Consider the following 25,887-nt stretch of genomic DNA (forward strand, 5'->3'; position numbering starts at 1 on the left):
CCTCACATTCGAGGTCGTACGGGCAGCGCCCGCCGACCTCAGCTTTCCACTTGCAACCAGTTCATCGGGAGAACTTCATCGCGTGGTCTTCATTCGGTCCATACCTGCTTTTCGTGTGCGGGAGTCGGCCTCTCGGCCGACTCCGACTCGACAAGGGTTCGCACCGCGGCGACGTCCACGGTTCCTTCGATCCTGAGGGCCCGGGTGAACGCACGCTTACGAACTGCCTGGTCAAGGCAGTTCGAGTCGTGGTGCACATGGGCTCCGCGGCCGCTGAGGCGGCGATGCGGGTCCGGAACCAACAGGTTCTGGGAACCCTCGATGCGTTGAACGACGACGCGCAGCAGCTCGGAAGCCGATGCGCGTCTGCGGCACCCCACACAGGTGCGGACTACCGCTGCGTCACGTTGCGATCCGATGTTCAGTCTACCTCCCGGACCGCCGGCCGCCACCGGCCGGGCCGGTCTCCTCCTTCGAGGCGCCCGACACATGCGCGTCGGACTTGATGTCGATGCGCCATCCGGTCAGCCTCGCGGCGAGTCGCGCGTTCTGTCCCTCGCGTCCGATCGCGAGCGACAACTGGTAGTCGGGGACGACGACTTCAGTGGACCTCGTGGACTCGTCCACGACCCGTACCGACAGGGTCTTCGCGGGGGAAAGGGCGTTGGCGACGAAGCGCGCGGGGTCGGCGTCCCAGTCGACGATGTCGATCTTCTCGCCGCCGAGTTCGCTCATGACGGCGCGCACGCGCGAGCCCATGGGGCCGATGCACGCGCCCTTGGCGTTGACGTCCTTCGTTGTGGCGCGCACCGCGATCTTGGAACGGTGACCGGCCTCACGTGCGATCGCCGGAATCTCCACGGCGCCCTCGTCGATCTCGGGGACCTCGAAGGCGAAGAGCTTCTTCACGAGGGCGGGGTGGGTGCGCGAGAGGGTGATCTGGGGGCCGCGGGCGGTGCGGTTGACCTGGATGACGATGGCGCGCAGTCGCTTGCCGTGCTCGTAGTTCTCGCCGGGGACCTGCTCGTTGAGGGGCAGGGTGGCCTCGATCTTGCCGAGGTCGACGGTGACGATCCCGCGCTCGTTGCGCTCGCCGTGGGCCTGGACGACGCCGGTGACGATGTCGCCCTCCTTGCCGGAGTACTCGCCGTAGTTGACCTCGTCGGCGGCTTCGCGCAGCCGCTGGAGGATGACCTGCTTCGCGGTCTGGGCGGCGATGCGGCCGAAGCCCTCGGGAGTGTCGTCGCGTTCGGAGACGACCTCTTCCTCTTCGTTCAACACTGGCACCAGGACATTGGCGATGCCGCTGTCGCGGTTCACCACTACTCGCGCGCGCTCATCGGCCCCGGGGGTGTGCTTGTAGGCGGTCAGCAGCGCCGATTCGATAGCGCCGAGGATTGTCTCGAAAGGGATGTCGCGCTCGCGTTCCAGCGACCGCAGCGCGGCCAGGTCGATATGCACCCGTTCTCCTTAAGTCTTGAGTTGTCCTCACCGCGGCCGTTCAAGGCGTGCGAGCCGCGCATCCGTACGGACGCTCATCTCAGCTCGATCTGCACCTTGCCGGGCCCCAGCTCGGCATAGGTAGCCGAGCGGCGCACGCCGTCGGCTTCTAGTTCAATCCCCCGCTCGCTGGTCGCCGTGACGCGCCCTATGAAGGGCTCCTCCCCGATTTGCACGGCTACCAAGCGCCCAATATTACGCCGCCAGTGCCGAGGCTCGGTCAGCGGACGGTCCACCCCGGGCGACGACACTTCCAGGGTATATGCGGCCTCGGCGAAGGGCCCGCCCGTGGACTCGGCCTCGTCCAGGGCCTTGGAGCAGGCTTTCGAGACGACCGCCACATCGTCCAGTGAGATCCCTCCGTCCTTGTCCACAAGGACCCGGACGAGCACCCGCCGGCCGGCTTTGGTGACCGTCAGTCCTTCGAGGTCGAATCCGACCTTGGCGACGGCCGGAGCCAGGATCGCCGCTACTTCCGCTTGCCGCTCTGCACCCATGCGCACACCTCTCCTATTGCCTAATTCGCCGAGGTTAACCGCCCGAAGTCAGAATGGAAAGGCAGCCTGGGAAACTTGGTGCGTGTTCACGACCCGACGCGGACTCCTGATCGGGGCGGTCGCTTTGGCGGCCGCCGGGTGCACCAGGGAGACAGCGCAGATCATCACCTCCGACGCGGACCTCACCACCGCACTCAACACCGCACGATGGCTGGCCGCGGCCGCCGACGCGCTGGATTTCGGCGACCTCGCCGAGGACCACCGCGCCCATGTAACCACTTTGGAGCGGCTGCTTCGGCCCAATGTCGTCCCCGTAGTGGAGGACCTCGGGCAGCTGCCTGCCGACGACGCGGCACTGGCCGAGGCGGAGGCGACCGGCAGCCGCCAGGCCGCCGACGCGTGCCTCGCCACCGAGTCCGACTTCGCGGTCGTGCTCGGCGAGATCGCCGCGTCCCGCGCGGCGCACGCGGCGGTGCTCGCATGACGGCGGTCGACACCGGTCTGGCGGCCGAGTACGCGGCGATCTACGCCTACGGCGCGATGGCCGTCCATCTGGACGGCGACCCGCGAACCCTGGCCGAGGCCCTGGAGTCCGAGCACCGCTCGCGGCGCGACGCGCTGCTGGACTACTACGACGCGCATGGGCTCGAAGCGGCGCCGTCCCAGGCGGGGTACGACATCGAGCACGTCGAGGACGCCGCCGGGGCCGAGGCGGTCCTGCTCGCCGTCGAGCTGAACGTGACCACGGCGTGGCGGTCGGGCGTGGCCGCGACCGAGCCGACCGAGCGCGAGATCAGCATGCGGATGTACGCCGACTCGGCGGTGTCGCTGGCGCGCTGGAGACTCGCCGTCGGTCAGCCCTTCGCCGACCCGTGGCCGGGTCGCCCGGAGTAGCGAAACCGGGGTTCACCTGCGGAACGCCTGATATCCATACCCCGTATCCATCGAATGCATACCTGTTATGCCATACTCGGTATCTCTTCACGGTGAAGAGACCCAGTAGCGATGCGAGGTCACACATGAGTGTCAAGCACAGCCTGCTGGCGCTGCTCGAACGCGGGCCCGCCTACGGCTACCAGCTGCGGGCCGCCTTCGAGAGCGCCACCGGCAACACCTGGCCGCTCAACATCGGGCAGGTCTACACCACCCTCAACCGGCTCGAGCGCGACCACCTCGTCGAAGCCCTGCCCGAGAACGACTCCGGCCAGCGCCCCTACCGGATCACCGAATCCGGCCGCCACCACCTCGCGGGCTGGTTCGCCTCCCCCGTGCAGGCCGCCGACCGGCCCCGCGACGAGCTGACGATCAAACTCGCCCTGGCCGTGACCACCCCGGGGGTGGACGTCGCCGACGTCATCCAGCGCCAGCGCAGCGCGACCCTGCGCCTGCTCCAGGAGTTCACGCGGCTCAAGGCCGCCGAGGACCACGCCGAACTGGCGTGGCGGCTCGTCCTGGAGTCGATGATCTTCCGCGCCGAAGCGGAGATCCGCTGGCTCGACCACACCGAGGCCGTCGTGGCGAGGTCCGACCTCCCCGCGCCGTCCCCTTTCGCGATGGACAGCGCCGACCCGGGCTCGGCAACCGTCGCGAGCCCTGACTTCGACCAGTCCGAATCCCGCTGACTAGAGAAACGGTGACCCCCATGACCGTCCTGCATCTGAACGGCGTGAGCCGCGTCCACGGGAGCGGCGAGAACGCCGTCAACGCCCTGGTCGACGCCGAGCTCACGATCGCCGCCGGCGAACTCGTCGCCATCATGGGCCCCTCCGGGTCCGGCAAGTCCACGCTCTTGAACCTCGCCGGCGGGCTCGACGCCCCGACCTCCGGCCAGGTCCTCGTCGAGGGCACCGTCCTCGCCTCCCTCAACAAGAAGCAGCTCGCAGGTCTGCGCCGCCGCAGCATCGGCTACGTCTTCCAGGACTACAACCTGGTGCCGAGCCTGACCGCCGCCGAGAACGCGGCCCTGCCGCTCGAGCTCGACGGCATGAGCGCGGGCAAGTCCCGCAAGCTGGCGCTCGCCGCACTCGAGGAGGTCGGCCTCGACGTCAAACAGGGCGACCGCTTCCCCGACGAACTCTCCGGCGGCCAGGCCCAGCGCGTCGCCATCGCGCGGGCCCTCATCGGCGACCGGCGGCTCGTGCTCGCCGACGAGCCGACCGGCGCGCTCGACTCGACCACCGGCGAGGAGGTCCTCAAGCTGCTGCGCGCCCGCTGCGACGCCGGGGCCGCGGGCCTGCTGGTCACCCACGACGCCCGGCATGCCGGGTGGGCCGACCGCATCGTGTTCCTGCGCGACGGCCGCATCGTCGACACCTCTGCGCCGCTCGCCGACGCCGACGCCCTCCTCGAAGGAGTCGAGTGATGTTCGCGAGCCACCGCCTGGCCTTCAGGATCGCCCGGCGCGAGGCGATGCGCTACAAGGGCCGCTCGGCCCTGTCGATCGCGCTGCTGGGCCTGCCGCTGCTGGGCGTCGCGATCGGCGCCACCGCCTACGACACCTCGCAGCTGTCCGTCGCCGAGACCGCCGAGCAGTACCTCGGCGAGAACGAGGCCTACATCGAGCTCGCCCTCCCCGGGGTGCCGATCACCCAGTACGACTGGGACTCCCAGTACTTCTACTGGGACTCCGAGGGGGACGAGGACGCCGGCAGGGCCCTCACCGAGACCGAGATCCTGGCGGCGCTCCCGGTCGGCTCGCGGCTCGCCCCTTACGGTCCGTACAGCGGTTCCGGGGAACAGGTCGACGTCGAGACCCCCGACGGGCTCGGCCAGATCGACACGCTCGGCTACAACCTGGCCGACGAGGCCTACGAGGCCTCGGGCATGGAATACGTCGAGGGCTCGATGCCCGGCCGCGGCGAAGTGGTGATCAGCGCCGCCGCCGCCGACTACCTCGGGCTCGGCGTCGGCGACGAACTCGTCGTCGACAAGGGCGTCGGCACCGACGAGCACGAGGTCAGCGGGATCGTGGAGTTCCCCTGGGACCTCAACGGGCGCTTCGCTATCGGGGCCGTCTTCCCGGGCACCGCCGAAGGATGGCTGGTGGACACGCCCGAGCCGCTGACCGACGACCAGGCCCTCGCCCTCAACGGGCTCGGCATCGGCGTCTGGTCGCAGGCGCACATCGGGAACCCGCCGCCGCTCCCTCCTGGGGCCGAGGATCTCTCCTACTCGGGCTCGGATGAGGCGTTGACCCTGATCTACGGCCTGATCGTGGTGGCCGTGGTCATGGAGGTCGTCCTCCTGGCGGGCCCCGCGTTCGCGATCAGCGCGAGGCGGCGCACCCGCGAGTTCGCGCTCATGAGCGCCACCGGCGCGACCCCGGCGCAGATCCGCAACACCGTCCTGGCCGGAGGGCTCCTGTTCGGACTGCTCGCCGCCCTCATCGCGGTGGCCCTCGGGATCGCCGTGGTCGCATTGGCCATGCCGCTGCTGGAGCAGTTCGTCGGGCACCGCAGCGCGGGCCTGAGGGTGCTGCCGCAGCTCCAGGGCGCGCTCGTGGGCGTCGCGGTCGCCACGGGCCTGCTGTCGGCGCTCGCCGCCGCCATCAGCGCCTCCCGCATCAACGTGGTCGCGGCCCTCATGGGCCGCACCCCCGGCCGCAAGGGATCGAAGCGCTGGCTGGTGGTCGGCCTCGCCATGGTCGGCGCGGGCATCGCCGCGGGCCTGGCAGGGCTTTCCATGTGGAGCCTGCCGCTCATGGCCGCGGCGATCATCCTCGCGCAACTGGGCCTGGTCGCATGCACGCCGGCGCTGCTGGCGCTGACGGCGAGACTCGGCCGCTGGATGCCGCTGTCCCCGCGCATGGCGATGCGGGAGGCCGGTCGCAACCGCGGATCGGCGGCCCCGGCCATCGCGGCCGTGCTCGGCGTCGTCGCCGCCGGCATGTGCTTCTCCATGGTGGTCACCGCCGACGCGGAGCGCAACCTGGAGAAGCAGGAGCAGATCCTGAGCCAGGACGCCATGACGCTGACGCTCATGAACAACACCGGCGAGGGGGTCCCCGATTGGGAGGCCGCGCTCGCCGAGACCGAGCCGGTGCTCCGGGCCGCACTGCCCGACCTGCGCCTCACGTACCTCCCGGAGTACTCCGGTGAAAGCGCCTGCGAGGCGCTCCCGGTGGCCGAGGGCGAGGACCCCGACTGCAGTTGGACGCTGACCCGGCCTGAGGACAACGAGTGCTCGTACTGGTCGGCCGACTACGACTCCGAGGAGACCGAGCGGGCGGCCGTCGAGGCGGCCCGTGAGGACCCGCGGTGCGACGAGAACATCGACTCCCAGTGGTACTCCGGCGGCGATTTCCCCGTGTCGACCGATCCGGCGATCGTCCAGGCGTACACCGAGCTCGAAGGCGAGGAGCTCGACGAAGCGGTGGCGGTGCTGGAGGCCGGCGGCGTCTTGACCGCGGACGAGTGGTCGCTGACCGACCAGGGGACCGTGGTGCTCCAGCAGGAGATCACGATCTGGGACGAGAACGGCTCCTCGACCGAGCCTCAGCAGACGTTCGTGGAACTGCCCGCGTTCCTCGTCGACAAGGGCCAGCTCGGCTACCAGCAGTTGCTCCTCAGCCCCGGCGCCGCCGAGGAGATGGGGATGACCGAGTCGCTCTGGCAGCGCAAGTACCTGATCGAGACTTCCGCCGACACCGATTCGGGGCTCACAGAAGCGCTCACCGCCGATCTGGGTCAGGAGGTCGTGGACGGGGCCGTCTGGGCGCAGTTCGAGATCACGGACTACCGCGACCCGTTCACGTTCTACTTCGTCCTGGCGGTGACCGGGCTGTGCGCGCTGATCGCCTTGGGGGCCACCGCGGTCTCGACCGGGCTCATCATCGCCGAGCAGCGCCGCGACATGACCACGCTCGGCGCGGTCGGGGCCCCGCCGGGGCTGCGCAAGCGGTTCGCGATGTGGCAGACGGTGATGATCGCGCTGTTCGGCGCGGGGCTCGGCACGGTCGCGGGTGTCATCGGCTACGCGCTGATCCGCGAGGCGCTGAACCGGCCGCTCCAGTACGGCTACCCGTTCGATACGCTGTACGGGTGGGAGCTGCCGTGGGCGGCCATCGGGATCACCGTGCTGGCGGTGCCCCTGATCGCCGCGGTCGGGGCGCTCGTGTTCACCCGGGCGAGGCTGCCCAGTGAGCGGCGCCTGACTTAGCACGCGAAGGGGAAGGGCCCGCCGGTCTCGGCGGGCCCTTCTCGTCGTTCGGGGAGGCGGCGCCGGCTCAACCCCTCGGAGACGTCATCTCTCTGACCGGCGCCGCCCCGCCTCAGCTTAGGAAGCGGGTGCCACCGGGCGGGGGTCCGTTACCGCTGTCCCTCAGGGGTTCCGGCGGGTTCGCCGCTGGTGGGCAGGGTGAGGATCTCGAAGCCGTCGTCGGTCACCAGGAGGGTGTGCTCGAACTGGGCGGTCCATTTGCGGTCGCGGGTGACGGCGGTCCAGCCGTCGTCCCACATCTCGTGGTCGGCGGTGCCGAGGTTGATCATCGGCTCGATCGTGAAGGTCATGCCGGTCTCGATCTCGACCTCGAGTCCGGGGTTGTCGTAGTGCGGCACGTAGAGCCCGGAGTGGAAGGCGGTGCCGATGCCGTGGCCGGTGAACTGGCGGACGACGCCGTAGCCGAAGCGGTCGGCGTAGGCCTCGATGACCTTGCCGACGACGTTGAGCCGGCGGCCGGGCTTGACGGCCTTGATGCCGCGCCAGGTGGCCTTCCAGGTGCGCTCGACGAGGTCGCGGGCCTCCTGGGAGACGTCGCCGGCCAGGAAGGTGGCGTTGCAGTCGCCGTGGACGCCGCCGATGAACGCGGTGATGTCGATGTTGACGATGTCGCCGTCCTGCACCACGGTCGAGTCGGGGATGCCGTGGCAGATGACCTCGTTGAGCGAGGTGCAGCAGGACTTGGGGTACTCGCGGTAGCCGAGCGTCGAGGGGTAGGCGCCGAGGTCGCACAGGTATTCGTGGACGAGCGCGTCGAGCTCGTCGGTGGTGATGCCGGGCGCCACGGCCTTGCCGGCCTCGACGAGGGCGTCGGCGGCGATGCGGCCGGCGAAGCGCATCCGCTCGACGGTCTCGGCGTCCTTGACCTCGGTGCCGGTGAACGGGGAGGGTGCGGGCCTGCCGACGTACTCGGGCCGCTCGATGGTCGAAGGGACGCTCCTGCGGGGGCTCTGCCTGCCTGGGCGCAGTGCGGGACGGGATTTCATCGGGCAAGACTAGCCCGGGCGGTCCCGGGAACCTGCGGGACCGTTACCGAGACGACGCCGAGAAACCCGCGGCACCGCGGCGAAAAGCTCTTGCGTTTCGGGACGCCAGGCAGCATCCTGTTCAGACCGGCAGGCCGTGTTCGCGCAGGCCGGGACCCGCGGACTCTCCTACCGAGCCGACGCGGGGCGCCGCTCCCGCGGGAGTGCCGCCGACCGGTTCCCGCCGGAAGGGCGGTGTACGACACCTCTCGCGGTCGAGCGCCCCGCCTGTCCAACCCAGGCGGCGTGCAGCCGCCCCGCGTCGGCTCACCACACCTGCGGCACGAAGGCCCGCGAGCCCCGAGGGGTCGCGGGCCTCGAACGATCCGGTCAGGCTGCTTCGAGCTCCTTCGTCGGCTCCTCGGAGTCGGCCGCCGCGGCCGCCTGCTCCGGGGCGCTGACCTCCTGGGCCAGCCGCTCCCACAGCATCCCGCCCGAGTGCGCGAGCGCGCCGATGATCGAGGGCACGAACGGCAGGACCCAGTCGGCGAGGAAGCCCTCGTGCGGCATGTTCAGCACGAGCATGGCCGAACCGGCGCACAGCAGGCCCTGGAGGGTCCCGCGCCAGGCGGCGCGGGTGCCGTCGATGACGGCCTCGCGGCGCTCGGTCGCGGGGTCGTGGAACTCCGAGAGCCCCGCGGCGTCGCGGCGGCCCAGGTAGGCGCCGACGACCGCCAGGACGGCGGTGCCCGCGATGACGGCGGCGAGGAGGCTGTTCTTGGTGACCACGTAGATCAGGGCGAACAGGAGACCGCCGCCGAGGACGGTCAGGACGCCCCGGATCCAGTCGACCTTCTCGCCGGGGTACCAGTAGTACTTGGTGACACCCTCGGATATCTGGCGTTCGAACTTCCCCATGTCGATGGCTCCCCTTTCGCGGGCGCAGGCGACCGGCAGGCGCCTTACAGGCACGAAAGTCATTATGCGGGGCCCCGTCCGGCCGTCTGGCCGAATCCCCCGAGTCACCGATGTGCAATTTCGCACAAGACGCGCGTAATGTCGGATTTCAGGTCGAACGGGGGCGCGGTGAACTGGTGCTGCGTTCCAGCGTAGTCAAGGCGGGGTCGTCACCGAGTCGGCGATCCGACAGCTAGTGGACCTTGACGACCGGTCCGACGAGTCCCCTGAGCTCCTCGGGCAGTTCGGCGCCCATCTCCTCGGCCAGCTTGAGGGCCTCTTCGATGAGCGTCTCGACGATCTGCGACTCGGGCACGGTGCGGATGACCTCGCCCTTGACGAAGATCTGGCCCTTGCCGTTGCCGCTGGCGACGCCGAGGTCGGCCTCGCGGGCCTCGCCGGGGCCGTTGACGACGCAGCCCATGACGGCCACGCGCAGCGGGACCGGCAGGCCCTCGAGCCCGGCGGTGACCTGCTCGGCGAGGGTGTACACGTCGACCTGGGCCCGGCCGCAGGAGGGGCACGAGACGATCTCCAGGCCGCGCTCGCGCAGGCCCAGGGACTCCAGGATCTGGTTGCCGACCTTGACCTCCTCGACCGGCGGGGCCGAGAGGGAGACGCGGATGGTGTCGCCGATGCCCTCGGCCAGCAGGGCGCCGAACGCGGCGGCGGACTTGATGGTCCCCTGGAAGGCGGGCCCGGCCTCGGTGACGCCCAGGTGCAGCGGGTACTCGCACTGCTCGGACAGGAGCCGGTAGGCCTTGATCATGACGACCGGGTCGTTGTGCTTGACCGAGATCTTGATGTCGCGGAAGTCGTGCTCCTCGAACAGCGAGGCCTCCCACAGCGCCGACTCGACCAGCGCCTCCGGGGTGGCCTTGCCGTACTTCTGGAGCAGGCGCTTGTCGAGCGAGCCGGCGTTGACGCCGATGCGGATCGGGGTGCCCGCGTCCTTGGCGGCCCGGGCGATCTCCCCCACCCGGTCGTCGAACTGCTTGATGTTGCCCGGGTTCACGCGCACGGCCGCGCAGCCGGCGTCGATGGCCGCGAAGACGTACTTGGGCTGGAAGTGGATGTCGGCGATGACCGGGATCTGCGACTGCTTGGCGATGACCTTGAGCGCGTCGGCGTCGTCCTGGGTGGGACACGCGACGCGGACGATCTGGCATCCGGTGGCGGTGAGTTCGGCGATCTGCTGGAGCGTCGCGCCGATGTCCGAGGTCCGGGTGGTGGTCATCGACTGGACCGAGACGGGGGCGCCGCCGCCGACGAGCACGCCGCCGACGTTGAGCTGCCGGGTCGTGCGGCGGGGTGCGAGCGGTTCGATCTCGTGATCGTGGCGCTTGGTGGGGATACCGAGGTTCACTGCGGTCATGTGGCTAGTTTCCACCTTGATTCGCGGGTTAGTTGAAGATAGTGATCGGGTTGACGATGTCAGCCGTGATCGTCAGCAGCATGAAGCCGCCCAGGAGGACGATCACAGCGTAGGTCAGCGGCATCAGCTTGAGGTAGTCGACACGCCCCGGGTCGGGCCGGCCGCGCTTGGCGGCCACCCACGAGCGGGCCTTCTCGTACCAGGCGATGGCGATGTGCCCGCCGTCCATGGGCAGCAGCGGCAGCAGGTTGAAGATGCCGATGAAGTAGTTCAGGACCACCAGGAGCATGAAGAACATGGCCCACTGGTCGTACTGGACCATCTCGCCGCCCAGGCGCGAGGCGCCCACGACGCTCACGGGCGAGTCGTCGCTGCGCTCGCCGCCGAAGATCGCGTCCCACAGCGGCGGGATCTTCGAGGGCAGCTGCCCCAGGGCGATGAAGGTCTCCTTGAACATGTCGCCGGTGTAGGCGACGGTCTCGCCGACGCCGTCGATCGCGCCGACGGCCGTGGTGGGGCTGACGGCGGGGTCGGTGTAGACGAAGACGCCGAGGCGGGCGACGGTCTCGGTCCCGCCGTCCTCGGTCTCGGCTTCGGCGGCGTACGGGGTGACCTCGACGGTGCGCTCGGTCCCGTCCCGCTCGACGGCGACCTCGACGGGCTCGCCGGGGGTCAGGTCGGAGACGGCCGCGAGGAGGGAGTCCCAGTCGGTGACGGCGGTCCCGGCGACCGCGGTGACGGCGTCGCCGCTCTCGATCCCGGCCGTCCAGGCCGGGCCCTCGATCTGGCCTTCGGCGCAGTCGCCGGCCGCGGCGTCGGTGCCAGTGGCGGCCACGCATTCGGCGACGGCGACCGTGGCGGTCTCCTGCGACTCGGCGACCTGCTCGGCGTACGCGGGGTTGGCGACGACGCCGACGAAGGAGACGAGGATCCACAGGGCGACGAAGCCGAGGATGAAGTGGGTGACCGAGCCGGCGGCGAGCACCACGGTGCGCTGCCACAGGGGCTTGCGCCAGAACACGCGCTTCTTGTCCTTCTCGGTGACCTCCTCCTCTTCCTCTTCGAGGGGGGTCATGCCGACGATCTTCACGAAGCCGCCCAGGGGGATGCCCTTGACGCCGTATTCGGTCTCGCCCTTGCGGAAGGACCACAGCGTGGGGCCGAAGCCCACGAAGTAGCGGGTGACCTTCATGCCGAAGGCCTTCGCGGTGAGCATGTGGCCGGCCTCGTGCAGGCTCACGGAGATGAGGATCGCCAGCGCGAACAGGATGATCCCGATGGTGTAGGCCAGCAAGTCTGTCTCCTTCTAACGCTCGGTCGCGTCCAACATTAGCCGTCGGGCGCTCGACCTCGCCCAGTTCTCCGCTTCGAGTACGTCTGCGACACTTTCGGGTCGGCCGAACTCCGGGGCGGCGTCGAGGACCGCCGCGATGGTGTCGACGATGCCGAGGAACGGGAGGCGCCCGTCGCGGAACGCGGCGACGGCCTCTTCGTTGGCGGCGTTGTAGACCGCGGGGCTCAGTCCCCCGGCGCGCCCGGCGTCCTTGGCGAGCGCGATGGCGGGGAAGGCGGTCGCGTCGAGCGGTTCGAAGCGCCATTCGGCGGCCTCGGTCCAGTCGACGGGGCGGGCGGCGCCGGGGAGGCGGTCGGGCCAGGCGAGGGCGTGGCCGATGGGCAGGCGCATGTCGGGCGGGGAGGCCTGGGCGATCGTGGAGCCGTCGGTGAACTCGACCATGGAGTGGACGACCGACTGGGGGTGGACGACGACGTCGATCCGGTCGTAGGGGATGTCGAAGAGCTCGTGGGCCTCGATGACCTCGAGGGCCTTGTTGACCATGGTCGCGGAGTTGATGGTGACGACCGGTCCCATGGCCCAGGTGGGGTGGGCGAGGGCCTGGTCGAGGGTGACGTCGGACAGCTGTGATCGGGTCTTGCCGCGGAAGGGCCCGCCGGAGGCGGTGAGCACGAGTTTCGCGACGCGTTCGGGCGTTCCGGAGCGCAGGCACTGGGCGAGCGCGGAGTGCTCGGAGTCGACGGGGACGAGCTGGCCGGGTGCGGCGGCGTCGCGCACGAGGGGGCCGCCGGCGACGAGGGATTCCTTGTTGGCAAGGGCCACTTGGCGTCCGGCCTTGAGGGCGGCGAGGGTCGGTGCGAGGCCGATGGATCCGGTGATGCCGTTGAGGACGGTGTGGCAGGGCCAGGTGGCGAGTTCGCTCATGGCCGAGCGCCCGGCGAGGAGCTTGGGCATCTTGAAGCCGCCCGCGGTCCAGTCGCGGTCCTTGGCGGCGGCGAAGAGGCGCAGCTGGACGGCTTCGAGCTGGGTGGCGTCGGCGACGGCCACGACGTCGACGCCGAGCGCGACGGCCTGTTCGGCGAGGGCGGCGGGGTCGGACCCGGCCGCGCCGATGCCGACGATGCGGTAGTGCTCGGGATTGGCGCGGACGATGTCGACGGCCTGGGTGCCGATGGAGCCGGTGGAGCCCAGCAGCACGATCTCGCGTTGGTCGGTCACGGCGTCATTATGCGCTAGCGAAAAACCACGGTCTTGTGGCCGTTGAGCAGAATCCTGTCGTCGAGGTGTGCTGCGAGGCCGCGGGCGAGGCAGGTCGACTCGAGGTCGCGGCCGGCGGCGACGAGTTCGTCGGGGCTGTGCGCGTGGTCGACGCGGGCGACCTCCTGGTCGATGATGGGGCCCTCGTCGAGGTCGGCGGTGACGTAGTGGCAGGTCGCGCCGATGAGCTTGACGCCGCGGGCGTGCGCCTGGTGGTAGGGCTTGGCGCCCTTGAAGCTCGGCAGGAAGGAGTGGTGGATGTTGATGATCCGCCCGGGCAGCTTCGCGCAGAACTCCGAGGAGAGGATCTGCATGTAGCGGGCGAGGACCACGACGTCGATGTCCTCGGACTGGACGAGGTCGAGGATCCGCTGCTCCTGGGTGGCGCGGCCCTCGGGGCCGACCGGGAGGTAGTGGAAGGGCACGCCGGAGGAGGCGGCCAGGTCGGCCCAGTCGGGGTGGTTGGAGACCACGGCGGCGGCCTCGCCGTGGAGGGCGCCGATGCGGAAGCGGTAGAGCAGGTCGTTGAGGCAGTGGCCCTGCTTGGAGGCCATGACGAGCACGCGGGGCTTGACGGCGCGGTCGTGGAGGCGCCAGTCCATGTCGAATTCGCGGGCGATCTCGGCGAAGCCGACGGCCAGTTCGTCGCGGGCGGCCGCGGTCCGGAACTCCACTCGCATGAAGAAGCGGCCCGATCCGTGCTCGGAGAACTGCTGGGAGTCCTCGATGTTGGCGTCGCGGCGGGTCAGGAAGCCCGAAACGGCGTACACGATGCCGAGGCGGTCGGGGCACGAGAGCGTGAGCACGAACTGGCTGGTCATCCCAGCAATGATACGGAGGGCTCCGCTGCGGCGGCAATCGACGTCGGTCGCGTCCCGAATGTCGCCCGAGGCCGCCGGACGCCGGGTATGGGCGGGGGCGGGCCCGGTGCCGCTTGTCGCCGCGGCCGGGCCCGCCCCCTCGTCGATCGCCTTATGCGGCGCCGATGGCCGCGTTGGTCTGCTCGATGAACGCCGCGGTGGTCTCCTCCACCGTGGTGTCGCCGAAGATCAGCGTCTCGAAGACGCCGAGCATGATGTCGGCGGCGCCTCCGGAGCCGATCGGGGGCACCGGCGGGCCTTCGGCCAGGTCCGGGGTGATCGCCGCGATGTAGTCGGCGCCGAGCTTCTGGTCCGGCGGGAGGGCGGGCAGGATGCGCTCGCGCTGGGCGGTGTTGGCCGGGAGGCCGCGGTCGCCCAGGCACAGGTCGATGGACTCGTCGCTGTTGAGCAGGAAGTCCACGAGCTTGGACGCGGCGGCCTGGTCCGAGGTGGTCCGCGAGATCGACCAGTACATGGCCGACTTGAGGTAGAGGCCCGGCTGGGCCCCGGTGGACTCGCCGGGGACGCGCAGCAGCACCAGGTCGGAGCCGAGCACGGACTGGATGGCGCCGATCTGGTTGGTCCAGTAGAACTCGGTGACGCCGGCGCCGGTGGCGAGGGGCGCCTGGTCCTGGCCGGCGGCGAAGGCCTCGACGATCTTGCTGGGCTCGGGGATGCCCCCGGCGTCGCGCAGGTCGACGACCATCTGCCACCACTCGTTCATGGTGGCCTCGGTGAAGCCGAGCTTGCCGTCGTCGGTGTAGAGGCTCTCGCCCTTCTGGCGCGCGAACACGTTGAACAGCGACTCGTTGCTGAAGGAGATGGCCGAGTTGCCGATGGCGTCGCCCTGGGCCGACAGGTCGGTGACGAACGTCGTGAAGTCGGCCCACGACCATGCGGTGTCGTCGGGCATGGTCAGGCCGGCCGCTTCCACGAGTGCCGGGTTGACCAGGAGCGCGAAGGCGTTGACGCCGGTGGCGATGCCGTAGGTCTTGCCGTCGAACTGGCCGGTCTTGAGGGTGTTCTCCTCGATGTTCGACAGGTCGATGTCGAGGTCGTCCAAGGCGAGGAGGGCGTTCTTGTCGGCGTAGTCGCGCAGGTAGCGCTCGTCCTGCTGGAGGACGTCCGGCGAGTTGTTGCCCGAGACCGAGACGTTGAGGGCGTCCCAGTAGGCGTCGAACTCGTTGGGGCTGGGCTTGATCGTGATGCCGTCGTTCTTGGCGAGGAAGGCTTCGATGATCTGCTGGGTGTACTCGTGGCGGGGGTCGGAGCCCCACCACCAGAAGTCCAGCTCGCCGTCGCCTTCATCGGCGCCGCCGCCGTCGCCGCCGCCGCAGGCCGCGAGGAGGGGTGCGGTTGCGGCGCCGAAGATCCCGGCCTTGCCGAGCGTTCTCCGCGAGACGCCCGAGGGGTTGGTCGACTTCATCGTCTGCGTCCTTTCAGGACTGTGAGAGGGTTGGTTGCCGAATGTTACTTGATGCCGGTGGTGGCGATCCCCCGGACGAGGTATCGCTGGCCGGCGAGGAAGAACCCGAAGATCGGGCCCAGGGCGACGATCGACATCGCGAACAGCGCCCCCCAGTTCGTGGTGCCCGTGGAGTCCATGAAGAGCCGCAGGGCGAGGGGCACGGTCTGGAGGTCGACGTCCCGCAGGTAGATCAGCTGCGAGTAGAAGTCGTTCCACGTCCAGATGAACGTGAAGATGGCGGTCGTCGCCAGCGCGGGCATGCACAGCGGCATGATGATGCGCAGGTAGGTGCCCCAGTACCCGCAGCCGTCGATCGAGGCGGCCTCGTCGAGTTCGCGCGGCAGGCCGCGGATGAACTGGACCATGAGGAACACGAAGAACGCGTCGGTCGCCAGGAGCTTGGGGACGATCAGGGGCCAGAAGGTGTCCACCCAGCCCAGGTTGTTGAACAGGATGTACTGCGGGATGATCACGACGTGGATCGGCAGCATGATGGTGCCGAGCATGACCGCGAAGAGCATGCCGCGCATGGGGAAGCGCAGGCGCGCGAAGGCGTAGGCGGCCATCGAGCAGGAGACCAGGTTGCCGACGATGGAGCCGGCGACGATGATCATCGAGTTGAAGATGTACTTCTCGAACGGGTGCGGCAGGGCGTTCCAGCCCTCGGAGTAGTTGCTCCACTCCCATGTGGAGGGGATCAGGCCCGGGTCGGAGAAGATCTCCTCGATCGGCTTGAAGCTGGCCGAGAGCATCCACAGCAGCGGGTAGATCATGACCAGCGCCGCGATGATGAGCACCAGGTGGAAGACGAAGCGCTTGATGCCGCCCGCGACCGCGCTCCGCTCGGAGCTGCGGCGTGCCGGGGCCGGAGCCTTGGTCTCAGTCATTGTCGCCATAGAACACCCAGAATTTCGACATGAGGAAGTTGAGCGCGGTGAAGATCGCGATGATGGCCAGGAGCAGCCAGGCGATGGCCGAGGCGTAGCCCATGTCGAACTGGGTGAAGCCCTGGTCGTAGAGGTACAGCGTCAGGAACAGCGTCGAGTCGGCCGGGCCGCCCTTGCCGCTGGAGACGATGAACGCCTGGGTGAACGACTGGAAGGAGTTGATGATCTGGAGCACGAGGTTGAAGAAGATGATCGGCGTCAGCAGCGGGAGCGTCACGTTCACGAAGCGGCGCAGCGGGCCGGCCCCGTCCACCTTGGCGGCCTCGTAGTACATGGTGGGGATCTGCCGCAGGCCCGCCAGGAAGATGATCATCGGTGAGCCGAAGGTCCACACGTGCAGGATGATCAGCGTCCCGAGGGCGTAGTCGGGGTGGGAGACCCAGCCTTCGCCCTGGATGCCGAACATCGCCAGGAGCTGGTTCACGAGGCCTTCGGTGCCGAAGACCTGGCGCCACATGATCGCGATGGCAACCGATGCCCCAAGGAGCGAGGGCAGGTAGAAGATCGAGCGGTAGAACGACATCCCGCGCAGTCCCCGGTCGAGGACGATCGCGAGCAGGAGCGCGGCCGCCAGTTGCAGCGGGACCGAGACGAACGTGTAGATCGCGGTGACCTTCACGGACTGCTCGAGGCGCGGGTCGTCGAGCATCCGCTGGTAGTTCTCCATGCCGACCCACTCGCCGTATCCCAGGCTGTAGTCGGTGAAGGACAGGTAGAACGAGGCGACCATGGGGCCGATGGTGATGGCCAGGAGGCCGATCAGCCACGGGGACATGAAGCTCAGGGCGGCCCAGCGCTCGCGCGAGCGGATGGTGGTGCCGATGCCCCGGCGGCCCCGGTCGGGGCTCGGGGCGGGTGCGCCGGCGGGCGGCCCGGGAGGGGCGCCCGAGCTGCGCGGCTTCGGGCGCACCACAGCGACATCGTTGTCGGACATAAGGTATTGGGACCTTTCGGAGGGGGTTGACTCCTAGATCACACCAGGCTATGCAACCGCTTGCCGCTTGTCAACAGCTCAACTTAAATTCTTGAATATCTTTTGTGTCAGGGGCCCAACAAATATCCCAAGGACGGAACGCGCCCCTTGCGCCACGCGCGGACGGCGAACGGCCCGCCCGAGTGGTCTCGGGCGGGCCGTCGGTTTCCCGGTGGTCAGACCTTGGCGTGCTCGCGCTCCTCGACGGGCGCGGGCGCTTCGTCCGTCTCCTTGATGCCGTACTTGGCGTAGAGCCGGCCGAGCGGGCCGGGGACCCACCAGTTGGCGCGGCCCAGCAGGCGCATCGTCGCGGGCACCAGCAGCATCCGCACCACGGTGGCGTCCAGGAAGATCGCGATCGCCATGCCCAGGCCGATCATCTTCATGAACGTGATGCCGCTGAACGCGAACGCGCCGACCACCACGATGAGGATGAGCGCCGCGGCGGTGATGATCGAACCGGTGGACTGCATGCCCCGCAGCACGGCCGCGCGGTTGTCGGCGCCCATGTCCCACTCCTCGCGCACCCGCGAGAGCAGGAACACCTCGTAGTCGGTGGCGAGCGCGAACAGCAGCGCGATCATCAAGAGCAGGTTCGACGGGTCGATGTAGCCCGAGGGCGTGAACGCGAGCAGCTCCGAGAGGTTGCCCTCCCCGAAGATCCACACCACGATGCCCAGGGCCGCGCCGAGCGAGACCGCGTTCATCAGGACCGCCTTGATCGGCAGCACGATCGAGCCGAAGGCCAGGAACAGCACCACCATGGTCACGATGACGATGTACCCGAGCATGTACGGCAGGCCGTCGGCGACCGCCTCGAACATGTCGACCCGGTCGGAGGCGCCGCCGGTGATGAACAGGTCGGCGCCCGCGACGTCGATCGCGCGGGAGTCCTCGATGAGCTCGCGGGCCTCGGCGCTGAACGGGTCGAGGTCGTAGAAGACGTTGAGCAGCGTGGCGTCGGCGGTCGGCTCCTGCGCGGGCAGGACCTCGTCCACGTCATCGAGCGCCGAGAGCTCCTCGGTCGCCTCGGCGACCGCGGTCTCGTCGCCCACGACCATGACCTGGAACTGCTCCTCCTCGCCGCCGGGGAAGTCCGAGGCGAGCGTCTCGGTGACCACCCGCGACTCGGCGTCCTCGGGCATGTCGCGCTCGTCGACGCCGCCGAACTGGATGTCCAGGATCGGGCTGGCCAGCAGCGCCATGAACGCGAGCACCGGCAGCAGGACCAGCACGGGCCGGCGCATGACGCCCGAGGCCAGCGCGTGCCAGAAACCGGTGTCGGTCTTGGGCTTCGCGTTGCGCCGCCAGGGCAGGCGGCCCTTGTCGACGCGGTGGCCGAGCAGGTAGAGCAGCGCCGGCAGGGCCACGAGCGCCGAGAGCATGGCGACGGCCACGGCGGACATGACGCCGTAGGCGATGCCGTGCAGGAACGGCACGTCGACCAGGAGCAGGCCGCCCATCGACAGGACGATGATGACGCCCGAGACCATCACGGTGCGCCCGGCCGTGGCGACCGTGTTGAGCACCGCCACACGCTTGCTCCGCCCGTGGGCCAGCTCTTCGCGGAAGCGGCGCAGCACGAACAGCGAGTAGTCGATGGACATGCCCAGGCCGATGATGGTGATGACGTTCGCGGCGAAGACCGAGACGTCGGTGAACTCGGCGATCACCCGGGTGATGGCGAAGCCGCCGAGGATCGACATGCCGCCGATGAGCAGCGGCAGCGAGGCCGCCACGAGGGCGCCGAAGACCACGATCATGATGAGCAGCAGCAGCGGCATCGAGATCATCTCGGCGATCTCGAGGTCGTGCTGGACCTGCTCGTTGAGGTCGGCGAAGATCGCGGCGCCGCCGCCGAGGGTCACCTCGAGGTCGCCGGTGTCCCCGGCCCCCCGCAGCTCCTCTTCGATCTCGGCGTAGATGCTGGAGGTCTCGTCGTCGGAGGCGCCCGCGAGCGAGACGGCCGCGAAGGTCGAGTGCCCGTCCTCGGACACGAACGCCGGCGACCGGGTGCTGAAGAACGAGTCGACGCCCTCGACGTCCTCGATGCCGTCGATGTCGGCGACGGCGCCCTCGACCGCCTCGGCGAAGGCGGGATCGTCGACGGTCATCGAGTCGGAGGTGTACAGGACCACGACGTCGGCGCCGATCGGGCCGAACTCCTCCTCGATCGCCTCCGCGTCGCGCACGGTCCGGGAATCGGAGGAGACGTAGCCGCCGTCGGTGAACTCGTCGAAGACGCCCAGGCCCCAGGTCGCACCGATGGCGAAGACGCCCGCGATGCCGACCAGGATGAGCCAGCGGGCCTTGATGACCGCGCGGCCTAGCAGGGAATACATATGCTTCTCCTCTTGAGAAGGCCGTGACCGCTGGTGCTGGAGTACCGCCCGGCGGTAGGATGGTGACTGTTGATTAATTAGCTAACGGTGTTCACTTTAATGAACGCCCCTCGTAGAGTCAACGCCGTTAACAGAGTTGTGACAAGAGGAGAGCAGTGACTTCCAACACCGCGGGTGGCCCGACCCGCCGCGAGCGGATGCGCGCCGAGACCATCGCCGAGATCAAGGCGAGCGCCCGGAGCCAGCTCCAGGAGCACGGCCCCAGCGGGATCTCCCTGCGCGCCATCGCCCGCGACGTCGGCGTCACACCGGCGGCGCTCTACCGCTACTTCGACAGCCTCGACGCACTGCTGATCCAGTTGTGCTGCGACTTCTACGACGAACTTATCGCCGCCACCCGCGAGGCGATGGACGCGGCACCGCCCGGGGCCCACCTCGATCGGATGAAGGCCTGGGTCTGGGTCTTCCGCGGCTGGGCGGTGGGGCACCGCCGCGAGTTCGAGCTCATGATCTCCTACCCCGAGGGCAACAGCGCCATGACCATCGACGGGCGCCGCGCCGGGCAGGCCGCCGAGGACATTGACCCGGTCACCCAGAAGTCCCTGGAGCACTCGCGGCTGTGCGGACACGAGCTCGCCGCGTTCTGGAAGCAGACCGAACGCGAAGGCGGCGGCGACCCCGGCGGCCCGGCGATGCCCGAGGTCTCCGACGAGCTGGCGAGCGAGCTGCTCGACCAGTGCGCCGTCTTCATCGTCGGCGAGCCCGTCCCGCTCCCGTGGATCTTCAGCTTCACCTCGGCGTGGGTGAGGGTGTTCGGACTGGTGGTCATGGAGACCTTCGGCAGCCTGCCCGTCCGGGAGAACGTCGACGAGTACTACAAGACGCAGATCATGATGATGCTGCGGGACTTCGGCTTCGACGCCTGACACGCGAAGGGCCGGAACGCATCGCGTTCCGGCCCTTCGCGAACGTGCTGCTCGGCGGGCGCCTCTTCAGCCGGGATGCTCCGGCTGGGCTCATTCGTCCTCGGCGCGAGCGCTTCGGATGTCGTGCCCCACCGAGGTCATGCACTTGCCGGACTTGAGGTTCCACTTCCAGCCGTGCATCTGGCAGGTGAGCACGCCCTCCTCGACCTTGCCGAAGACCGACAGGTCGGCCTTGAGGTGCGGGCAGCGGCGCTGGAACTGCCAGCCCTGCACGGTGATGTCCTCGTCGTCGGGGCGCTGCTCGGCGTACCAGCCCTCGGCGTACTGGAGGCGCTCCTCGGAGAGGCACTTGAAGAACGCGTACACGTACTCGTTGTACTGCCCGATGCGCGCGGCGGTGAACCGGCAGGACAGGAACAGCGAGTTGACCCAGTCGACCTCGCGGATGTGGAGCAGGTGCTCGATGAGGCGCCGCTCGGTGCGGAAGCGGTAGCGGACCTTCCCGCCGTCGTCGGGGTAGATCGTGCGCTCCAGGAAGTCGAACACGATGGACTCGACGACCTCCTCGGAGCCGGGCGCGGTGAGGTCGAAGCGGACGGGGCCGCCGATGCCGGTGGCGATGTGCTCGGCCGAGGCCATGAGCGGCTCGATGCGCTCGCGCAGGGTGGCGAGGACGTCGATCTCGGGGTGGGACCAGGAGGCCTTCTCCGCGGCGATGCGCGGCTGCATGCGCTCCTTGAACTCGTCGAGGTGCTGCTTCTTGTTCGCGAACCACTCGCGCAGGTCCTCGACGGGGTGCTCGACCGAGCCGGTGCCGTCGTGCTTGACCTCGGCGACCGAGCCGGGCAGCAGGATGATGTTCCGCTCGTGGCCCTGCTCCTCCAGCCAGTCCACGTAGGACATCTGGTCGGGGAAGATGTTGCCCTCGTCGCCGAAGACGTCGTTGAACTGGTACAGGTCGTCGTCGAGGAAGCAGGGCGGGCCCGCGATCGGGAAGACCCAGTCGCCCTTGACGTCGTCGATGTAGCGCAGCGAGCGGTCGAAGCCGCGCTCGCGCTTCTGCTTCCCGAAGGCGCGCTTGGCGCTGTCGGGCAGCTCGTAGACCATTGGGAACCAGATCGCGCCGGAGAACTGGAGCAGGTGGGCGTGGATCTTGCCGTGCTGGAGGAAGACGCCCATGTCGGTGGGGCGGGCGTCGTTCTGGTTGAGCAGGCGCGTGCCGTCGGCGTCCTCGACCCACAGTGAGGAGTCGCCGATGGGGCCGTCGGTGGGGCTGGTGAGCGCCTGGATCATGACCTTGACGCCGCCGGGGAGTTCGACGATCTCCTCGGAGACGGTCTTGATGAACTTGTGGAAGCCCAGGGCCCGCAGCTCCGACTCCAGTTCCGCGGTGGGGTACTCCGGCAGCAGGACGGTGGTGTCCTTGCTGATGTGCTTCGTGAGGTTCTCCTCGTCGAAGTGGTCCCGGTGGAGGTGGGAGACGTAGAGGTAGTCGGCCTGCCCGAGGGTGTCCCAGTCGAGCCGGGAGTTGTCGGGGAAGGGGAACCAGGACGCGAAGTACGCGGGGTTCACCCAGGGGTCGCACAGGATCGATCCCGCGGCGGTCTCGATGAACATGCTGGCGTGGCCAGTACCGGTAATTCGCACGGTTACCCTTCCGGAGGCACGAGGACGACGACGGCTCAACTCTACAAGTCACAGCTCGGGCGGGGCCGGGACGTTCACGCATGTGGCGTGCGAGACTGTCTGCGACCACCGGAGAGGTTGGAGGAGTTCACATGGCTGCCGAAGAGCAGATTCTCTCGCCCGATCAGCGCAAGCCCACCAGCCGCAAGGCGCTGTACACCGCGCTCGGCGTCGGGATCGTCATCAACCTGGCGTACCTGTTCGGCAACCACCAGGGCTGGGTCGAGGACGCGTTCCTCATCATCACCGCCGCGGTGCTGCTCAGCGTCATCGTCTCCGATGCGTGGATGCGCAAGACGGGCCTGCGTTAGGGTCCGACACCGACCCGAAGTGAACCGGCCGCATCGCGGCCGGTTTTGTCGTCTCCTTGGGGCGCAGAGTGAAAGGGGGCGGGGCCGCGTTCGCGGCCCCGCCCCTCTCGCATCGTCTCGGCTTGCGGCTCAGTGCATCATGCCGCGGCGGGCGAACATCTCGCGGACCTCGCGCAGTGCCGAGTCCACTTCCGCCTCGAAGTAGCCGCCCTGCACCAGCGAGAACTGGCTGGTGTCGAGCTCGCGGTCCGACAGGGGCATGGCGTTGCGGCCGGTCATGGCCGCGGAGACCGCGTCGAACATCTGGTCCACCTGGCCGGGGTCGTAGCCCGAGCCGAAGCGGCGCGGCTGGAAGGCCCGGCGCAGCTGCTCCAGTCGCTGCACGTCGTCGGGGGTGAACGGGGAGTCCGAGGCGCGCATCTCGGTGGTCATCTCCTCGCGGCCGTGGCGGCCGGGGGCCTCGAACGCGCCGCGGCCCTCATAGGGGTTGCGGCGGCCGAAGTCCGGCGGCGAGGCCGCGCCGCGGGGGGCGGAGCCGCCGAAGCCGGTGTCGGCCGGTCCCGGCGGGGGCGGCGCGAAGCCGTTGTCGGCGGGGCCGGGAGGCGGGCCCGCGGGCGCGCCGAAGCCGCCGGTGGGCTCGTGGGTCGCGCCCCGGTCGTAGCCGCCCTGCATGGGCGGGCTCGGTGCGGCCGCACGGCGGCCGTATCCGGTGTCCTCCTGCGGCGCTTGGTTGCCGAAGCCGCCGTACTCGCGCCCGCGCGGGGCGCCGTAGGGGTCGGACTGCTGCGGCTCGGGCCGGCCCATCGGGGCCTGGCCCATGCCCGGCACCATGCTCTGCGGGATCGCCTGGGTGGGCGCGGCCGGCGGGATCGGTTCGGGCTCGGGCTGGTTGTAGCGCCCGGCCTGCGGGATCGAGCCGGTCGGCGGGCCCTGGTGGCCCATGGGGCCCTGGGGCATCGGCGGCACGGCCGCGCGGCGGCTGCCGGTGTCGCTGAACTCGTCGTCGTAGGCCGCGCCGAACCCGGGTGCGGGATCGGGGCCCGGACGGCGTCCCGGGGCCTGGCCGTAGGCGCCGGGGGCGTCGTTGGGGCCGTAGCCGCCCGGGGCGTCGTTCGGCACGAAGCCGGCGCGCCGGGGGTCGGACTGGAGCGGCAGCTGCTCGGTGGCGCCGTGCGGGATCGGGCCGGCCTGCGGGCCGTCGTGGCCGGTGCGCGGGCCGGGCTGCGCGGGCGGCGCGAAGTCGCCGCGCACCGGTTCGGGGCCGCGGGGGCCGCCGTAGACGCCCGGCTCGGGTCCGCCGCGGGGGCCGAAGCCGTTGGCGCCGCCGCGCGGGGCGGCGAACTCGTCGCGGCCGAAGTCGCCCTGGCCGGGGCCGAACTCGTCGCGGGGGGCGCTGAATTCGCCTTGGGCGGGACCGAAGTCGTCGCGCGGGCCCGGGCCGAAGTCGCCCTGGCCGCGGCCGAAGTCCTGGCCGCCGCCGGCGCCTCGTCCGCCGAAGTCCTGGCCCGGTGCGCCGCGCTTGGCGAACGGGTCGTCGTAGTCGTCGCCGGGCGGGCCGGCGAGGAAGCCGAAGCCCTCGTCGTCATCGCCGCGCAGGTCGCCGAAGCCGTCGGGGTCCGGGGGTGCGGCCGCTGCCCGGGCGGCGCCGCGTCCGCGGCCGACCGGTTCGGGTGCGGGCGGCGGGGGCGCCATCTCGCGGGCGGCCATCATGTCGTGCGCGGGGATCGCCTGCGTCGCGGCGGGGATGACCTGGGTCGCCTGCGCCTCGGGGGCGCGGCGCGCGCCGGGGGCCGCCTGCATCGGGGGCTCGTCGTAATTGCGCGCGGGGGCGGTGGCGTCGGGCTTGCCGTAGTCGGGGGCGGGGGCGGTGCCGAGGACGCCGCGCTCCTCCAACTCGGCGAGCTGCCTTGCGACCCGGTCGAGGTAGACGTCCACCTGCCACTCGTCGTAGCCGCCGAAGCGGACCCGGAAGACGACGTCGTCGACCTCGTCGGCCGACACGGGGCTGCCGACCGGCTCGCCGGCCAGTGTCGCCTCCACGCGGTCCAGGAACGCGTCGACTTCGTCGACCTTGTAGCCCCGGCTCAACGCCCGGCGCCGGAACCGGTCACCATGACTCGCCACTACCAAGCCACCCTTCTCCGCCTAATCCGCGGCGCCGGCGGCGCCGCCCGGCTTCGCACCGGCGCGACCGGGGGTACCGGCCTCCCGGACCGAAGCGGCCAGCTGCCCGCAGGCGCCGTCGATCTCTTGGCCGCGCGTATCGCGCACCGTCGTGGACACGCCCGCGGCTCGCAGCCGCCGAACGAACTCCGCCTCGACCGGTTTGGGACTCGCGTCCCACCGGCTCCCCGGCGTGGGGTTCAGAGGGATCAGGTTCACGTGGACGAGTTTGCCCGCGAGCAGCTTCCCAAGGAGGTCTGCGCGCCAGGGCTGGTCGTTCACGTCCCTGATCATCGCGTACTCGATCGAAACACGACGTTTCGTCACCCGAGCGTACTCCCAGGCCGCCTCCAGAACCTCGGCGACCTTCCAGCGCGTGTTGATCGGGACGAGCTCGTCGCGCAGCTCGTCGTCGGGAGCGTGGAGCGAGACCGCCAGCGTCACCGGCAGTCCCTCCTCGGAGAGCTTCTTGATCGTGGGCACCAGGCCGACCGTGGAGACGGTGATGTTGCGGGCCGACAGCCCGATCCCGTCGGGCACGGGCCCGGTGATGAGGTGCAGGGCGTTCTTGAGCCGGGCCCAGTTGGCCAGCGGCTCGCCCATGCCCATGAAGACGATGTTGGACAGGCGCCCCAGGCCGCGCTCGGCCGCGATGCGCGCGGCGGCGACCACCTGGTCGACGATCTCGGCGGTGGTGAGGTTGCGGTCGAGGCCGCCCTGGCCGGTGGCGCAGAACGGGCAGGCCATCCCGCAGCCGGCCTGGGAGGACACGCACGCGGTCACCCGGTCGGGGTAGGCCATGATGACGCTCTCGACGAGCGCGCCGTCGTAGAGGCGCCAGACGGCCTTGACGGTCTTGCCGTCGTCGCAGGAGTCGACCTTGATCGGCTGGAGGAGCTGCGGGAGCAGCGCCTCGCCGATGGCGTCGCGCGAGGCGGCCGGGAGGTCGGTCATGAGTGCCGCGTCGCCGACGTGGCGGCCGAAGTACTGCTGGCGCAGTTGCTTGGCGCGGAAGGCGGGCTGTCCGATCTCGGAGAGAACGGACTGGCACCCGGCCAGATCGAGGTCGGCGAGGTGGCGGGGCGCAGCCTTGCGAGGGCGCGGTTCGGTCAACGTGAGTGCTACAGACATGTCACGACCTAGTCTCGC

General features: G+C 69.8%; 22 protein-coding genes and 1 pseudogene. 7 read left to right on the top strand and 16 right to left on the bottom strand.

Annotated elements, in window-relative coordinates; all coding sequences use genetic code 11:
- Window positions 1-89 precede the first annotated feature (89 nt).
- From BLQ63_RS29750 to rimP, 3 genes are all read right to left on the bottom strand, one after another.
- Complete coding sequence (locus BLQ63_RS29750) at window positions 90-419, bottom strand: YlxR family protein (protein ID WP_342673916.1); 330 nt, start codon at window positions 417-419, stop codon at window positions 90-92.
- A 7-nt stretch (window positions 420-426) separates the two neighbouring features.
- Window positions 427-1,461, bottom strand: coding sequence for a transcription termination factor NusA (gene nusA, locus BLQ63_RS05265; RefSeq protein ID WP_091029644.1), 1,035 nt, complete (start codon window positions 1,459-1,461; stop codon window positions 427-429).
- A gap of 74 nt (window positions 1,462-1,535) precedes the next feature.
- A complete protein-coding gene (gene rimP / locus BLQ63_RS05270) occupies window positions 1,536-1,997 on the bottom strand; it encodes a ribosome maturation factor RimP (protein WP_091029651.1) in 462 nt (153 codons plus the stop codon).
- An 82-nt stretch (window positions 1,998-2,079) separates the two neighbouring features.
- Between rimP and BLQ63_RS28270 the strand changes: the two genes are divergently transcribed.
- From BLQ63_RS28270 to BLQ63_RS05290, 5 genes are all read left to right on the top strand, one after another.
- Entirely contained in the window at window positions 2,080-2,481 is a 402-nt protein-coding gene (locus BLQ63_RS28270) for a hypothetical protein (protein WP_177154798.1), read from the top strand.
- Entirely contained in the window at window positions 2,478-2,891 is a 414-nt protein-coding gene (locus BLQ63_RS28275; RefSeq protein WP_177154799.1) for a DUF4439 domain-containing protein, read from the top strand. Before BLQ63_RS28270 ends, BLQ63_RS28275 begins: the two co-directional genes overlap by 4 nt.
- Window positions 2,892-3,016: 125 nt before the next feature.
- Window positions 3,017-3,619 carry a PadR family transcriptional regulator gene (locus BLQ63_RS05280; RefSeq protein WP_091029655.1) on the top strand — a complete coding sequence of 201 codons (603 nt, stop codon included), beginning with the start codon at window positions 3,017-3,019 and terminating at the stop codon, window positions 3,617-3,619.
- A gap of 20 nt (window positions 3,620-3,639) precedes the next feature.
- A complete protein-coding gene (locus BLQ63_RS05285) occupies window positions 3,640-4,359 on the top strand; it encodes an ABC transporter ATP-binding protein (RefSeq protein WP_091029657.1) in 720 nt (239 codons plus the stop codon).
- Entirely contained in the window at window positions 4,359-7,154 is a 2,796-nt protein-coding gene (locus BLQ63_RS05290; RefSeq protein WP_091029660.1) for an FtsX-like permease family protein, read from the top strand. Before BLQ63_RS05285 ends, BLQ63_RS05290 begins: the two co-directional genes overlap by 1 nt.
- Before the next feature lie 149 nt (window positions 7,155-7,303).
- Here BLQ63_RS05290 and map read toward each other — a convergent pair whose 3' ends face one another.
- From map to BLQ63_RS05340, 10 genes are all read right to left on the bottom strand, one after another.
- On the bottom strand, window positions 7,304-8,200 hold the full coding sequence (map, locus tag BLQ63_RS05295; protein WP_091029663.1) for a type I methionyl aminopeptidase: 897 nt from the start codon (window positions 8,198-8,200) through the stop codon (window positions 7,304-7,306).
- Between the two features lie 369 nt (window positions 8,201-8,569).
- Entirely contained in the window at window positions 8,570-9,151 is a 582-nt protein-coding gene (locus BLQ63_RS05300; protein WP_218125068.1) for a hypothetical protein, read from the bottom strand.
- Window positions 9,152-9,329: 178 nt separating this feature from the next.
- A complete protein-coding gene (gene ispG / locus BLQ63_RS05305; RefSeq protein WP_091029669.1) occupies window positions 9,330-10,511 on the bottom strand; it encodes a flavodoxin-dependent (E)-4-hydroxy-3-methylbut-2-enyl-diphosphate synthase in 1,182 nt (393 codons plus the stop codon).
- 28 nt (window positions 10,512-10,539) lie between these two features.
- Window positions 10,540-11,802, bottom strand: coding sequence for a site-2 protease family protein (locus tag BLQ63_RS05310; RefSeq protein ID WP_091030211.1), 1,263 nt, complete (start codon window positions 11,800-11,802; stop codon window positions 10,540-10,542).
- Window positions 11,803-11,817: 15 nt separating this feature from the next.
- Window positions 11,818-13,002 (bottom strand): 1-deoxy-D-xylulose-5-phosphate reductoisomerase, encoded by a 1,185-nt coding sequence (dxr, locus tag BLQ63_RS05315; protein ID WP_342673917.1) that lies wholly within the window; start codon window positions 13,000-13,002, stop codon window positions 11,818-11,820.
- 35 nt (window positions 13,003-13,037) lie between these two features.
- A complete protein-coding gene (gene purU / locus BLQ63_RS05320) occupies window positions 13,038-13,883 on the bottom strand; it encodes a formyltetrahydrofolate deformylase (protein ID WP_091029676.1) in 846 nt (281 codons plus the stop codon).
- Window positions 13,884-14,034: 151 nt separating this feature from the next.
- Complete coding sequence (locus BLQ63_RS05325; RefSeq protein WP_091029679.1) at window positions 14,035-15,348, bottom strand: ABC transporter substrate-binding protein; 1,314 nt, start codon at window positions 15,346-15,348, stop codon at window positions 14,035-14,037.
- Between the two features lie 44 nt (window positions 15,349-15,392).
- Window positions 15,393-16,277 carry a carbohydrate ABC transporter permease gene (locus BLQ63_RS05330; RefSeq protein WP_218125069.1) on the bottom strand — a complete coding sequence of 295 codons (885 nt, stop codon included), beginning with the start codon at window positions 16,275-16,277 and terminating at the stop codon, window positions 15,393-15,395.
- Window positions 16,270-17,271, bottom strand: coding sequence for a carbohydrate ABC transporter permease (locus tag BLQ63_RS05335; RefSeq protein WP_091029687.1), 1,002 nt, complete (start codon window positions 17,269-17,271; stop codon window positions 16,270-16,272). Before BLQ63_RS05335 ends, BLQ63_RS05330 begins: the two co-directional genes overlap by 8 nt.
- A gap of 215 nt (window positions 17,272-17,486) precedes the next feature.
- Window positions 17,487-19,652, bottom strand: coding sequence for an MMPL family transporter (locus BLQ63_RS05340; protein WP_091029692.1), 2,166 nt, complete (start codon window positions 19,650-19,652; stop codon window positions 17,487-17,489).
- 155 nt (window positions 19,653-19,807) lie between these two features.
- Between BLQ63_RS05340 and BLQ63_RS05345 the strand changes: the two genes are divergently transcribed.
- Window positions 19,808-20,578 (top strand): TetR/AcrR family transcriptional regulator, encoded by a 771-nt coding sequence (locus tag BLQ63_RS05345; protein ID WP_091029695.1) that lies wholly within the window; start codon window positions 19,808-19,810, stop codon window positions 20,576-20,578.
- 90 nt (window positions 20,579-20,668) lie between these two features.
- On the opposite strand, the gene BLQ63_RS05350 is transcribed toward BLQ63_RS05345, so the two are convergent.
- Window positions 20,669-22,225, bottom strand: a complete 1,557-nt coding sequence (locus BLQ63_RS05350) for a Rieske 2Fe-2S domain-containing protein (protein WP_091029698.1) — start codon at window positions 22,223-22,225, stop codon at window positions 20,669-20,671.
- A gap of 131 nt (window positions 22,226-22,356) precedes the next feature.
- Between BLQ63_RS05350 and BLQ63_RS05355 the strand changes: the two genes are divergently transcribed.
- Complete coding sequence (locus BLQ63_RS05355) at window positions 22,357-22,575, top strand: DUF2631 domain-containing protein (RefSeq protein WP_091029701.1); 219 nt, start codon at window positions 22,357-22,359, stop codon at window positions 22,573-22,575.
- A 1,851-nt stretch (window positions 22,576-24,426) separates the two neighbouring features.
- On the opposite strand, the pseudogene BLQ63_RS29755 reads toward BLQ63_RS05355, so the two are convergent.
- Both BLQ63_RS29755 and rlmN read right to left on the bottom strand, forming a co-directional pair.
- Window positions 24,427-24,699 (bottom strand): annotated as a pseudogene (locus BLQ63_RS29755) (DivIVA domain-containing protein); the annotation flags it as partial.
- A gap of 21 nt (window positions 24,700-24,720) precedes the next feature.
- The gene (gene rlmN, locus BLQ63_RS05365) at window positions 24,721-25,869 is read right to left on the bottom strand and encodes a dual-specificity RNA methyltransferase RlmN (RefSeq protein WP_091029703.1); all 1,149 of its coding nucleotides are present in this window, start codon (window positions 25,867-25,869) and stop codon (window positions 24,721-24,723) included.
- Window positions 25,870-25,887: the final 18 nt, after the last annotated feature.

The sequence above is a fragment of the Glycomyces harbinensis genome (assembly GCF_900101745.1).
Lineage (GTDB): Bacteria > Actinomycetota > Actinomycetes > Mycobacteriales > Micromonosporaceae > Glycomyces > Glycomyces harbinensis.